At 50.5% G+C, this 13,062-nt stretch carries 15 protein-coding genes and 1 tRNA gene; 12 read left to right on the forward strand and 4 right to left on the reverse strand.

What is annotated here, in order from left to right; genetic code table 11:
* Positions 1 to 59: 59 nt before the first annotated feature.
* Positions 60 to 473 carry a CoA-binding protein gene (locus WLO32_RS07530; RefSeq protein WP_435947789.1) on the forward strand — a complete coding sequence of 138 codons (414 nt, stop codon included), beginning with the start codon at positions 60 to 62 and terminating at the stop codon, positions 471 to 473.
* A gap of 26 nt (positions 474 to 499) precedes the next feature.
* Here WLO32_RS07530 and hspQ read toward each other — a convergent pair whose 3' ends face one another.
* Together hspQ and rlmI are read right to left on the reverse strand one after the other, a co-directional pair.
* A complete protein-coding gene (gene hspQ / locus WLO32_RS07535) occupies positions 500 to 817 on the reverse strand; it encodes a heat shock protein HspQ (protein ID WP_121267329.1) in 318 nt (105 codons plus the stop codon).
* 62 nt (positions 818 to 879) lie between these two features.
* Entirely contained in the window at positions 880 to 2,070 is a 1,191-nt protein-coding gene (gene rlmI / locus WLO32_RS07540; protein WP_435947790.1) for a 23S rRNA (cytosine(1962)-C(5))-methyltransferase RlmI, read from the reverse strand.
* Positions 2,071 to 2,160: 90 nt separating this feature from the next.
* Here rlmI and yccX point away from each other — a divergent pair, with 90 nt between their 5' ends.
* On the forward strand, positions 2,161 to 2,442 hold the full coding sequence (gene yccX, locus WLO32_RS07545) for an acylphosphatase (protein ID WP_435947791.1): 282 nt from the start codon (positions 2,161 to 2,163) through the stop codon (positions 2,440 to 2,442).
* Here the strand turns inward: yccX and tusE are convergent.
* Both tusE and yccA read right to left on the reverse strand, forming a co-directional pair.
* Entirely contained in the window at positions 2,439 to 2,768 is a 330-nt protein-coding gene (gene tusE / locus WLO32_RS07550) for a sulfurtransferase TusE (RefSeq protein WP_435947792.1), read from the reverse strand. The genes yccX and tusE overlap by 4 nt on opposite strands.
* Before the next feature lie 109 nt (positions 2,769 to 2,877).
* Positions 2,878 to 3,537, reverse strand: coding sequence for an FtsH protease modulator YccA (gene yccA, locus WLO32_RS07555; RefSeq protein WP_121267333.1), 660 nt, complete (start codon positions 3,535 to 3,537; stop codon positions 2,878 to 2,880).
* Positions 3,538 to 3,763: 226 nt separating this feature from the next.
* Between yccA and WLO32_RS07560 the strand changes: the two genes are divergently transcribed.
* The 10 genes from WLO32_RS07560 (at position 3,764) to WLO32_RS07605 (ending at position 13,046) form a co-directional block, all read left to right on the forward strand.
* On the forward strand, positions 3,764 to 5,392 hold the full coding sequence (locus WLO32_RS07560) for an ABC transporter substrate-binding protein (RefSeq protein WP_435947793.1): 1,629 nt from the start codon (positions 3,764 to 3,766) through the stop codon (positions 5,390 to 5,392).
* Positions 5,393 to 5,541: 149 nt separating this feature from the next.
* A tRNA-Ser gene (locus WLO32_RS07565) sits at positions 5,542 to 5,629 on the forward strand.
* Between the two features lie 410 nt (positions 5,630 to 6,039).
* Positions 6,040 to 6,582, forward strand: a complete 543-nt coding sequence (locus tag WLO32_RS07570; protein WP_435947794.1) for a PTS sugar transporter subunit IIA — start codon at positions 6,040 to 6,042, stop codon at positions 6,580 to 6,582.
* A gap of 60 nt (positions 6,583 to 6,642) precedes the next feature.
* Positions 6,643 to 6,924 (forward strand): PTS sugar transporter subunit IIB, encoded by a 282-nt coding sequence (locus WLO32_RS07575; protein WP_104466585.1) that lies wholly within the window; start codon positions 6,643 to 6,645, stop codon positions 6,922 to 6,924.
* 8 nt (positions 6,925 to 6,932) lie between these two features.
* Positions 6,933 to 8,330, forward strand: a complete 1,398-nt coding sequence (locus WLO32_RS07580; RefSeq protein ID WP_435947795.1) for a PTS galactitol transporter subunit IIC — start codon at positions 6,933 to 6,935, stop codon at positions 8,328 to 8,330.
* Between the two features lie 81 nt (positions 8,331 to 8,411).
* Positions 8,412 to 9,926, forward strand: coding sequence for an FGGY-family carbohydrate kinase (locus tag WLO32_RS07585; RefSeq protein ID WP_435947796.1), 1,515 nt, complete (start codon positions 8,412 to 8,414; stop codon positions 9,924 to 9,926).
* Positions 9,923 to 10,957, forward strand: a complete 1,035-nt coding sequence (locus tag WLO32_RS07590; RefSeq protein WP_435947797.1) for a zinc-dependent dehydrogenase — start codon at positions 9,923 to 9,925, stop codon at positions 10,955 to 10,957. Before WLO32_RS07585 ends, WLO32_RS07590 begins: the two co-directional genes overlap by 4 nt.
* Before the next feature lie 183 nt (positions 10,958 to 11,140).
* A complete protein-coding gene (locus WLO32_RS07595) occupies positions 11,141 to 11,884 on the forward strand; it encodes a GntR family transcriptional regulator (protein ID WP_435947798.1) in 744 nt (247 codons plus the stop codon).
* A gap of 5 nt (positions 11,885 to 11,889) precedes the next feature.
* Positions 11,890 to 12,729 carry a class II aldolase gene (locus WLO32_RS07600; protein WP_435947799.1) on the forward strand — a complete coding sequence of 280 codons (840 nt, stop codon included), beginning with the start codon at positions 11,890 to 11,892 and terminating at the stop codon, positions 12,727 to 12,729.
* A 44-nt stretch (positions 12,730 to 12,773) separates the two neighbouring features.
* Positions 12,774 to 13,046, forward strand: a complete 273-nt coding sequence (locus tag WLO32_RS07605) for an HPr family phosphocarrier protein (protein ID WP_435947800.1) — start codon at positions 12,774 to 12,776, stop codon at positions 13,044 to 13,046.
* Positions 13,047 to 13,062: the final 16 nt, after the last annotated feature.

Below are 13,062 nucleotides of genomic sequence, written 5' to 3' on the forward strand. Positions count from 1 at the left end.
TGGTGAGTCCGTAGCGTTTGTCATACACTTTTGATTACTTCATCAAGGCGGAGAGCGTCATGAAACAGACGGATATTGAAAGTATTTTAAAAAATACCCGCACCATCGCGCTGGTCGGCGCCAGCGATAAGCCGGACCGCCCGAGCTACCGGGTAATGGCGTATCTGTTAAATCAGGGCTACGAGGTTATCCCCGTCTCCCCAAAAGTGGCGGGCAAAACGCTGTTAGGCCAGCAGGGCTACGGCAGCCTTGCGGATATCCCGAAAAAGGTGGATATGGTGGATGTGTTCCGCAATTCCGAAGCCGCGTGGGACGTGGCCAAAGAGGCCATCGCCATCGGCGCGAAAACGCTCTGGCTGCAGCTGGGGGTCATCAATGAGCAGGCGGCCGTGCTGGCCCAGGATGCGGGGCTGAACGTAGTGATGGATCGCTGTCCGGCGATTGAAATTCCGCGGCTTGGCTTAGCTAAATAAGAAAAACCCCGCAGGCGCGGGGTTTTTTAGTTACGCAGGCGAGGTGCCTGAAGCTGTTGCCGTATTGACGCCGCCAGTTCGTCCATTGAGGGTTGTTCAGGATGTTCATCCTGCGACTCTCCGCTCAGCTGGGCTTCGGCAAGATAGGTATGCACGGCCTGGCCATCATCGTCTTCCATCACCACGTGATACCAGGGCGCGGTACGCAAAGCGTCGTTATCAGCCAGTTCATCTTCCGCCGGTTCATCAAGCGAATATTCAGGGTCGATATCCACCACGACGCCTAAATATCCCAACAGCGAATGGCGTACCTGCTGACCAATTCCGAATTTGCTGGCAATCATTGTCACCTCCCGGGAAACTTTACTTTGCATATTAATATGCGGGTAAATTTCCGCTTTTCAAGCTACATGACGCGACAGGCAAACCCTTTCAGATAAAGACCTTCCGGATAGGTTGCGATCACCGGGTGATCGGCCGCCTGACGGAACTGCTCTATAAATTGTACATCACGTCCGGCATCTACGGCGGCATCGGCAATGATTTTCTGGAATAAATCCGTGGTCATCAGGCCTGAACAGGAGAAGGTCATCAGGATGCCGCCCGGGTTCAGCAGCTGGATGGCCAGCATGTTGATATCCTTGTAGCCGCGGCATGCGCCCATCAGCTGGTTTTTGTTTTCCACGAACTTCGGCGGATCCATGACGATGACGTCGAACTTCTCGCCGCCGTCGCGATATTTACGCAGCAGTTTGAAAACGTCATCGCGCAGGAATTCAGCTTTGCTGAGATCAAGCTGATTCAGCTCGACGTTTTGCCTGGCGATATCCAGCGCGTCCTGCGAGGTATCAACGCTTACCACCTGACGGCAGCCGCCCAGCAAAGCGGAAACCGCAAAACCGCCGGTGTAGGAGAAGCAGTTCAGCACGCGTTTATCTTGCACATACCGGCGGGTGGCGAAGCGGCTGTCGCGCTGATCGAGGTAATAACCCGTCTTGTGTCCGCCTTTGATATCCACCAGCAGTTTCATGCCGTGCTCTTCAATCGGCAGCAGGTCCGGCGGCAGTTCGCCGCTAACCGGGCCCTGAGCTAGCTCCATGCCTTCTTTTTTGCGCACCGCAACGTCCGAGCGGTCATAGATGGCGCATTCCGGATAGAGATTTTGCAGTGCCGCAACCAGCGCCGGGCGCTGGTATTCCGCGCCGGCCGAGAGCAGCTGAAGCACGAGGAAATTGCCGAAGCGGTCGATGGTCACGCCGGGCAGTCCGTCAGACTCGCCGGCAATCAGACGATAGCTGTCGAGCCCGTCACGCTTAGCGAGCCATTCGCGCCACTGCTGCGCCTGCTGCAGGCGGCGAGTGAAAAAGGCGATATCCACGCTTTCATCGGCATCAAAAGTCCATACGCGGGCGCGAATTTGTGAAGACGGAGAGTAGGCGGCGCGGGCTAGCCACTTGCCCTGGCTGTCGACGATATCAATGGTTTCGCCTGAGCTGGCTTTACCTTCCAGGCGAGCTACCGCGCCGGAAAATACCCACGGATGACGGCGCAATAAAGATTTTTCGCGCCCTTTGGTTAACACTAAACGTACGGTCATATTTTGTTATGCTGTTTTGCTAAGAATTGGGCGTCATTTTCCGGGTTACCTCAGGGAAATGCAACGCAAGAACCCTAAACGGAGGAAGTTATGGCATCAGTATGTACGCTTGCCTGGGTCCACGGCATGGTTCAGGGGGTTGGATTTCGCTACAGCACGCAGCACGAAGCGCAGAAGCTGGGCCTGACGGGCTATGTGCGCAATATGGATGACGGCAGCGTTGAAGTGCTGGCCTGCGGCGAATCGCAGCGGGTGGAGCAGCTTGTGGACTGGCTTAAGGCGGGAGGGCCGCGCAGCGCCCGGGTTGATAAGGTTCTTACCGAGCCTCATCAACCCGACAGAGAATGGACCAACTTCGGCATCCGCTATTAAATGCATTTTACCGGTTTGGGCAGGCCGGCAATTTTGGTGGCCTGCCTGGCCGGGCCTTTCGGGAAGAGGCGGTACAGGTAGCGGCTGTTACCTTTTTCTTCGCCGAATTTGTTAGCCATGGCCTTAACCAGCATGCGAATCGCCGGGGAAGTATTAAATTCCAGGTAGAACTCGCGCACGAAACGCACCACTTCCCAGTGCTCGTCGGTAAGGGTAATTCCCTCTTTTTCAGCGATAGCCACGGCAAGCGGTTCGCTCCACTCGGCGCTGTTTTTCAGATACCCATCGGTATCCGTTTCAATAACTTTTCCTTCGAACGTCAACATAGTCACTCAGGCTCTTATTCAGACTGGCCGCAGTGTAGCAAATTTGCCCCGCCAGAAAAAACAAAGCCCCGCACGAGCGGGGCTTGAAGGTAACCGTAAAAGGCTGCCGTTAATCGCGGCTGGCGAAGCCGAGGATGCTCAGCAGGCTGATGAAGATATTGTACAGGGAAACGTACAGGCTCACCGTGGCGCGAATATAATTTGTTTCACCGCCGCGGATGATATTGCTGGTCTCAAACAAAATGGCGCCTGAGGAGATCAGAATAAACACCGCGCTGATAGCCAGATGCAGGGCAGGCAGCTGCAGGAAGATGTTCGCCACCATGCCAATCAGCACCACCACCACGCCGGCCATCAGCATCCCGCCCAGGAAAGACATATCCTTACGGGTTGTCAGCACATAAGCGGAGCAGCAGAAGAACACCAGCGCGGTGCCGCCCAGCGCCATGCCGATGACATCGCCCATGCCGGCAGAAAGATAGGCGTTAAGAATCGGTCCGAGGATATAGCCAAGGAAGCCGGTAAAGGCAAAGGCGGCAATAATCCCGGTTGGCTTATTGGCCAGGCGATAGGTCAGGAACATCAGGCCATACATGCCGACCAGCGTCAGTATCAGCCCTGGCGAAGGCAGCATCAGCACGGTGCTTGCCGTGGCGACTAACGCGGAAAACGCCAGCGTCAGGCTGAGCAGGAAATAGGTATTACGGAGCACCTTATGAGTGCTTAGCAGTGACGAACGGTCACGCGAGGAGGTAATTATGCGATCCATTCAGAAACTCTCTCTTTTACAGGTGTATATGGTGACGGAGAATAAGCGGCGCCTTTATTGCGTGAAAGCTTTTTTACCCATCTTTACCTGCCGGCGTAAAAAAATGCGTGCAGAAAATGTTCCATATTTCTCACTTATAGGTTGCTGAAAAATATTGCGTTATCGCGTGTTGATGACTAAGAGTGTTAGCCGTACCGTCATTTATAAATCCAATAAGGCGCGTTTAATGCAAGCAAACAACCACAACATCTTGATCAAATCTTTTATCGCCCTGAGCCTGCTTGGTTCAGCCTCCGCAGCCCTGGCCGCCAGGGTTCCGCAAGGGACTGAACTTGCCGCAAAGCAGGAGCTGGTGCGCAATAACGGCAGCGAGCCGGCTTCTCTCGATCCTCATAAAGTCGAAAGCGACGTTGAATTTAATCTTATCAGCGACTTTTTTGACGGCCTGGTGGCCGTACGTAACGACGGCTCAATAGAGCCGCGGCTGGCGGAAAAATGGGAGGAGAAGGACAGCACCGTCTGGACCTTCCATCTGCGTCCGGGCATCAAATGGTCGAACGGCCAGCCGATTACGGCTGAAGACGTTGTCTGGAGCTGGCGGCGGCTGGTCGACCCGAAAACGGCTTCCCCTTACGCAAGCTACCTCGGCAATATGCATCTGGAAAACGCGGTAGATATCGCGCAGGGAACAAAGACGGCGGATACGCTTGGCATTAAGGCGCTGGACGACAGCACGCTGCAGATAACGCTCACTCAGCCGACGGCGGCTTTTCTTGCCATGCTGGCGCACCCATCGCTGGTGCCGGTTGATAAAGCGCTGGTGGAAAAATTTGGCGAAAAATGGACCCAGCCGGGTAACTTCGTCGGCAGCGGCGCGTATACGCCCACTGAGTGGGTGGTGAATGAAAAAATCGTTGCCGGGCGAAACGCGCAATACTGGGACAACGGGCACACCGTCATTAATAAGGTCACGTATCTGCCGATAAGCTCTGAAACGGCAGATATCAACCGCTACAAAGCGGGTGAAATCGATATTGTTTACTCTTTGCCGCAAACGCTGTTCGCTTCCCTGAAAAAATCCATGCCGGATCAGGTTCACGTGACGCCAAAACTTGCGACCTATTACTTTGAGTTTAACACCACCAAAGCGCCTTTTAACGACGCGCGCGTACGCAGGGCGCTGAATATGGCGCTGGATAAAGACGTTATCGCGGACAAAATTCTCGCGCAGGGACAAATTCCCGCCTGGGTAATTAGCCAGAAGAAGATTGGCGGAGTGGAATTAAAATCGCCGGACTACGCAAGCTGGAGCCATGACAAGCGGGTCGCAGAGGCGAAAAAGCTTCTGCAGGAAGCGGGGTACAACTCCTCGCATCCGTTAAGCTTCAACCTGCTGTACAACACCTCGGAAAATCATAAACGCATCGCCATCGCCGTCAGCTCAATGTGGAGCAAGAATTTGGGCGTAGAGGCGAAGCTGCAAAATCAGGAATGGAAAACCATGCTTGATACCATGCACAGCGGCAATTTCGACGCGGTTCGCTATGCGTGGATTGCGGATTACGATGACGCCTCGACGTTTCTGAATAACTTCCGTACCGGCGATAGTGAAAACACTTCCCAGTATACCAACGCCAAATTTGATGAAGCCTTAAAGAACGCTGCGAAAGCGGATAGCGTTGAAGAGCGGGGTAAATTTTATCAGCAGGCGGAAAATCAGCTTGCGGAAGATGTTCCGGCCATTCCGGTTTATCACTACGTGCTCGCCCAGCTGGTAAAACCTTTCGTGGGCGGATACGCGCCGAGCAATCTTGGCTTCTACTACACCAAAGATTTGTACATCAAAAAGCACTAGCGCCGGCGGAGCAGGGCAGCTAAAAGTGTTGGTAAACTAATCAAATTGTTGGTGTTTCAGTCAAATAACATGATTTTGGATATTTTTCAGGCGAACGAACAAAATCTTGCTTTACATGAAGTATGGGTATGTTTATAGTTCGCCTCGTTGGAAGTGTGGCCGAGCGGTTGAAGGCACCGGTCTTGAAAACCGGCGACCCGAAAGGGTTCCAGAGTTCGAATCTCTGCGCTTCCGCCAACATTTAAGCCCGAGCTTGTTACAAGCTCGGGCTTTTTCGTTTTTGTCGCTGTGCTCCCGCGCCGGGATGAATATGGATTATTCGTTGTGCAGGCGATCAGGCTCGTTAACTCTTCCCAATTCCCCCCAGGCCGCGACTGCGTCATTTCGATCTCCGTTAATGCACTGGCATAAGAATGTGCCACGCCGGCTTTCTACCCCCTAATCTTCAGCAGCAAACTAAAGAGCTGTCTTACCGTCACTCCAGTCCCGCTTTATTTCAATTTAATTCAAATAAATCAAAGATATATTTTCTAAAGCGCTAAAGGCGCTATTAAAAAACGAAGCTTTTTTGTGAACTGAAACACAAATATTAACGACTCAGGTTGCGCGGCGTGTGCTGCCGAGAGTAACTTTTAAACAAGTTGAACATGGTTGTATATAGACAAGTATACCTGTCACTGTCTTTGCGACCAGATACCTTTCCAGACGTCACGAGGCTAATAGTTATGTCTTGCAGCTCAAAACTTGAATCTGAACTCATTTTAATTAATGAAATTCCACAAAACAGAAACACGCTGTTCAACATGGTCAGCAAATTACTGCTCTCAAAAAACTATGTAGAACCGAGCTACCCTGACGCGCTGATTACCCGGGAAGAGAATCATCCGACGGCCATGCAGCTGGAAAAAATGGGCGTCGCCATTCCCCATGTTGATGTGGAGCACGTCCGGGAAGAAAAACTCGTCGTGGTGACCTGTCCTGAGGGGATTGTTTTTAATCAGGCAGAAGATCCTGACTCAACCATGAAGGTGAACGTCATTTTCTTTTTACTGCTGAAAGAAAAAGATGCGCATCTCGAATTTCTGATGAAGCTTATCGCGCTTTTCCAACGCAGCAATGAAATGGACAAAATTCTTTGGGCGGGCACCAGGGATGAAGTCATCAATATTTTGGCAGAAAATCTTTATTAACCGGTCGTAACTAACTGTTCTTATTACCTCGCTATTCTTATTACTATATTGGAGTCTGAAATGAACAAGAAAATCATCTTCGCCTGTACCAGCGGTATTGCTACTTCTGCGGTTGCCACCGAAAAAGTGGTGCAGTATTGCAAAAGCCAGGGGATTAATGTTGAACCGATGCAGTCAAATATTGGCACCATCGGTAAACAGGACGGTATGGCTGACTTAATTATTGTGACTTCAGCCGTTAAGACTGAATTAAAGACGCCCGTGCTTAATGGCCTTCCTCTTCTGACCGGTTTTGGTGAAGAAGAATTGCTGGAAAAAATCGTAGCCATCCTTAAACAATAAAGGTGAGCATGATGGATAAAGTATTTTCCGCCGTCCAGTATATTCTGGGACTTGGGCCGACGGTCATGTTGCCAATCATTATTTTTATTATGGCGATGTGTCTGCAGACGGGTTTTAGCCGGGCACTGCGCTCGGCTTTGACCATCGGCATGGGGTTTATCGGTATTTTTCTGGTCTTTGGGCTGCTGGTGGATACTCTTGGACCTGCAGCAAAAGAGATGGTCAGCCATACCGGCATTGATTTACCGGTGGTCGATCTGGGCTGGACGCCACTGGCCGCGATCGCCTGGGCTTCACAGGTTGCGCCTTTCGTGGTCCCGATGACCATCGGGATTAACGTGCTGATGCTCACCCTGAACTGGACTAAAACCGTTGATATCGATGTCTGGAACTTCTGGCATTTTTCCATGGTTGGCGCCATGGTCTATGGCGTAACCGGAAACTTTTTCTTCGGCCTGCTGATTGCCGGCGTCACGGCCGCTATCACCTTTGTGATGGCTGACTGGTGCGCCCCGATGATCCAGAAGTATTTCAACCTGCCGGGTATTTCACTGCCAACGTTATCTGCGGTCATCTTCTTCCCGATTGGCGTCCTGGGGAATATGGTGCTTGATAAAATTCCCGGCATTAACAAACTAAATGCCGACCCGGATCAGATCCAAAAGCGCTTTGGTGTCTTCGGCGAGCCGATGATGTTAGGGGTGATTTTAGGCGCCGGGATTGGCCTGCTGGCCGAATACGATCTTAAAGGCGTACTGAATCTCGCGATGAGCCTCGGTGCCGTCATGTTGATTATGCCTCGTATGGTTAAGCTGCTGATGGAGGGGTTGTTACCGCTGTCTGACGCCGTTCGCAGCTTCCTGAAGAAACGCTATCCGGATCGCCATGACTTATACATCGGTCTGGATATCGCAGTGGCTGTAGGCCATCCATCCGTCCTGTCGACCGCGCTGCTGCTTATCCCGGTTGGCGTGCTGCTGGCGGTCGTCCTGCCGGGCAACAGGCTGCTGCCGCTGGGTGACCTTGCGAACATTTGGGTACCTATCTCAATGGTCGTGCTGGCCTGCCGCGGAAACATTGTCAGGGCATTCCTGATAGGCATTCCTTGCCTTGCGGTAAATCTGTACGTGGCATCCGCCGCCGCGCCGATCCTGACCAAAATCGCCCGTGATATGAATTTCCCGCTGAAAACGGATGGTGAGATCTCCAGCCTGCTTGATGGCGGTAACCCGTACCGTTTCTGGGCCGTGAAAGTGTTCGAAGGAAACAGTATTGCCCTGATCCTTATTCCTGTCATTTTGCTGCTGTGCCTGTGGCTATATCGCGTCACTAAAAAACAGCTGCAGGCAGAAGAGGCGGCAGAGAATAATGAAGTCTCTACAGGTAATATCCCGGTAACAAAATAATACTGTTTATTCTGAAGCAGCAGGAAGCTGCTTCAGAATATAAAAACAAATGTTGTCCCTTGCAAAAAAAAGGGGAGAGTGATGTATACGATTGGAATCGACGTAGGCACGACAAATTGTAAGGTGTGTTTGTTTACCATCCCTTCACTGGAATTAATTAATCAGTACAGTTTCCGAACGCCGAAAACTGTTGATGATGATAATACGTTCTTTGATGTTCGACTCATCTGGGATGGGGTGGTTCATGGGCTTAAAACGATAACCAATGCTCTGAATGATGGAATGAAAATCCGTGCGCTTGCGGTCGCCAGCGTGGGGGAGGCGGGGGTACTGCTTGATGGAAACGATAATATTGTCGGCCCTTCATTAACCTGGTATGACACGCGGCCGAAAAAGCAGCTGGAAAATATCCTTACAGCAATGGACATTGAGCATCTCTATGACATTACCGGCATTCCGGCACATTCAAATTACAGTATCAATAAAATTAAATGGCTTCAGGACAATATTAAAGAAGCCGGCAACGCAAAAAAATGGTTATGCCTGGCCGAATATATCGCCTTTAAATTATCAGGGGTAAAACGTTCCGAGTATTCCCTTGCGTCACGGACGATGGCCTTGAATATTACCAGCCAGGGCTGGGATGAAAATGTTTTACATGCTGCTGAGCTGGCGCCTTCTTTATTCAGCCCTCTGGTTCAGGCCGGGGTAGCGATTGGAAAGGTGACCGCAGAAATTTCAGATCTGACCGGCTTGCCGGCAGACACACAGGTTGCCATTGCCGGCCATGATCATATGTGCGGGTCCGTAGCTGTGGGAATAAACCACGAAGATCAGATCCTTAACTCGACAGGGACCACAGAAGGTTTACTGGTGGTGACCGAGGCCGTTAATAATAGCGGAAGATTTTTCCAGGCGCGGGTTTCAAACGGTGTGCACGTCCTGCCGGGCCTTCACTCTCTGTACGCATCATTACCCTCGGCCGGGTACGCCATCGAATGGTTCCGCAATCTGTTTAAGCTCGATATGCCTGCTTTCCTGAAAATGGTAGAGACCATTCGCCACGAACAGGATCTGGCCTTGGCCGGTGCGATGGACGGCATTTTTATTCCCCATCTGCGAGGGAGCGGGCCGCCGGACAGAAACACCTGGTCCCGGGCGCTGATTTATGGCCTGGACGACAAGTCGCGGCCTGAGGATGTGCTGCGTTTCGTTTTCCAGGGGCTGTGTTTTGAACTCAGAAACCTGCTGGATCTCTATGAATCGCTGACCGGCCGGCATTATCCCATCGTCAATGTGATTGGCGCAGCCTGTAAAAACCCTTACTGGCTTCAGCTTAAAGCCAACATTCTGAATCGGGAAATTATGGCCTGCAATGTGGATGAGGCGGTGAGCAAAGGCGCTGCCATGTTAGCGGCAAAAGCCGTTGGCATAGAGGTGGAGTGTCTTGCAGGCGCAAGCGAAGAACAAACCAAACGTTACCTGCCGCAGAGTAATGCGGTAGCGCATTATCAGCAGATTTACACGCAAGTGTATAAGCCGCTTTATGAATCCAAGATGCATACAGAGCGTCTTTGTTATGGAGTTAACCAATGAAAGCCAGCGTTTACTACGGTAAAAATGATATTCGCTACGAAGAGATCGATGAGCCGGAAATCGGTGATGGAGATCTGCTGATTAAAATGCACGCTTGCGGCCTGTGCGGAACCGACATTCACAAGGCGCAGCATCAGACTGTCACCGGCCCGGTGATTCTTGGTCATGAGGTGTCCGGAGAAGTGGTGAAAGCCGGTAAAGAAGTCACCCGCTATCGGGTCGGTGAACGCGTGGTGACGGCAATACATGTTCCTTGCTTTAACTGCCACTACTGTGACAGGGGCTTTTTTACCCTGTGCGATCAATTCAAAAAAACCAACCTGGAGCCCGGCGGATTCAGTGAATTTATTCGTCTTCCACGCCTGCACGTTGAACATCTGACGCACCGGATTATTGACGATCTTGACTGGGATCGCGCAGCCATGATTGAGCCTGTTGCCTGCTGTTTACACGGCCTGAAATCAGCCAATATCCATGCAAAAGATACGGTTCTGGTGCTGGGCTCCGGCACTATCGGTCTGGTCTGCGCCCAGCTGGCAGCGTTGAAAGGGGCCTCAACCGTTATCGTTTCCGATCTTTCTCGTTTCAAACGAGAACTGGCATTAAAGGTCGGTGTCACCCATGCGATTGACCCCGCAAGTGAGGATCTTGAAACGCGTGTGGCGGAAATCACCCAGGGTAAAGGGCCGGATGTGGTGATTATTGCGGCTGGTGTATCGGCACTGGTTTCACAGGCGGTCAACGTTGTTCGCCGCGGCGGACGGATTGTTGTTTTCTCGCCATTCGATAAAAACCCGGTGGTGGAAATTGATGCCGGACGTCTGTTCCGGGATGAAATCTCCATCGTCGGTACCTATTCGCTCACGCCATACGAAATGAAAGAAGCGATTGAAATTGTTGAAAAAGACAAAATTAACACCCGGGACATGATCACCCATACCTGGCCTCTCTCCCGCATTGGAGAAGCTATTGAGTTTGCGTCAAACCCGGAAAATGATGTGCTGAAAGTCATTATTAAAGCTGACGCATAATCAAAGAAGCACCGTTGTCCGGGGGAGCGCGGGGGATGAAGAAGGCGAAACGATTTGAAAGATGAACAGCAGCGGATTGGGCTGAAACTGTGAAGTTGATCATATAGTTAAATAACAAAAAACTCTGTATTATCGTAACTTGTTCATACTTGTATACAGATGATCTACACAGGAGAAGCACCCATGAGCACCGTACTGAAAGATTCAGAAGTTCCCTTATATATGCAGGTTTCCGAATGGATACGCGAAAATATCTATAAAGGCGAACTGGGCAAGGGTGACCGTATTCCCTCTGAGAATCAGATCATGGATCTGCTGCACGTCAGCCGGGGAACCGTAAAGAAAGGCGTCACCATGCTGGTGAATGAAGGGCTGCTGGTTCAGGTTCAGGGAAAAGGAACCTTTGTGAAAAAAGAGAATATCTCTTATGCCCTGGGTGAAGGCTTATTGTCTTTTGCTGAATCACTGGAAAGTCAGCATCTGTCGTTTACCACTGAGGTTATTACCTCGTATACGGAAAACGCTTCGAAAAGCGTTGCGGAAAAACTGCAGATAAAGCCGGGCTCGCCCATTTTGTATCTCAAACGTGTGCGAAGTGTGGATGGTGAAAGGGTTATGTTAATTGAAAACAGAATCAATATTTCTCTCTGTCCGGGAATTGTCGATGTTGATTTTAATAAGCACAACCTGTTTCCGACAGTTGAAGCACTGACGGGGCAGAAAATCATGTATTCAGAAAGCCGCTACGCAGCGAAAATAGTAGGCAGTGAACGTAGCCACTATCTTGAAGTTAATGAAGATGCCCCGGTACTTCATCTGGAACAGCTGGTTTATCTTGAAAATAACATGCCCTTTGATTTAGGGAATGTCTGGTTAAAATCTGATAAATATTATTTAGGTACTGTACTTCAACGAAGAAAGAGGTAAATATCATGCCATTAGTAAACGGTAATATCCTGCTTGATCGCATTCGTGAAAAAGGTGTGCTGGCCGGGGCGTTTAATACCACGAATCTGGAAACGACTATTTCTATCCTGAACGCAATAGAGCGTTCAGGACTGCCTAATTTCATTCAGATTGCGCCGACGAATGCGAAACTTTCGGGCTATGACTACATCTATGAAATCGTAAGAAAACGTGCCGCAACCATGGATGTACCGGTCAGTCTTCATTTGGATCATGGTAAGGAACTGAATGATGTTAAGCAGGCTGTTCGTGCGGGCTTTACTTCGGTCATGATTGACGGGGCGGAGTTGCCGTATGAAGAGAATATTGCGTTTACTAAAGAAGCCGTGGACTTCTGTAAGTCGTTTGGGATACCCGTTGAGGCAGAGCTCGGCGCCATACTGGGCAAAGAAGACGATCATGTCAGCGAAGCGGACTGCAAAACTGACGTCAATCAGGTTGTCCGTTTCGTGGAAGAAACCGGCTGCAGCATGCTTGCCATCTCTGTCGGTAACGTTCACGGACTGGAAGATATCCCCCGGATCGATATCCCTTTACTAAAACAGATTGCCGAAGTTTGTCCCTGTCCGCTGGTCATCCATGGTGGCTCCGGGATCGATGAAGATATCATCCGTAGTTTTGTAAAATATAATGTGGTTAAGCTGAATATTGCCAGCGATCTGCGAAAAGCATTTATTACTACGGTTGGTCAGGCATGGACGCAAAATAATAACGAAGCGAATCTGGCAAAAGTTATGTCGGGTGCCAAAGCGGCCGTAGAAGCGGACGTCTACAGTAAAATTCTAATGATGAATCACCTGGCCTGATAGCGCCTTTATTTAAATTCAGCGTTTGGAATTGGAAGTGAAATATGATTCGAGAAAATATTCGTGTTGTTAACAGCACGGGCCTGCACGCGCGTCCGGCCGCCACCTTTGTCAAAACATTGAAAAAATACGAATCATCGGTAATTCTGGTGAATAACGGTAAAGAAACCGCTGTTAAAGGGCTGATGAGCGTCTTAGGTGCAGGTGTAAAAGGAAAATCCAGCATTGAAGTAATTTGCGAAGGACCTGACGAACAGGCGTTGATGGATGAAATAAAAGGACTGTTTGCCAGCGGTTTTGGTGAAAAAGAAGAGTAATGTCTTTTTATTTGCA

It is taken from the genome of Dryocola mayonis (assembly GCF_051307045.1).
GTDB lineage: Bacteria > Pseudomonadota > Gammaproteobacteria > Enterobacterales > Enterobacteriaceae > Dryocola.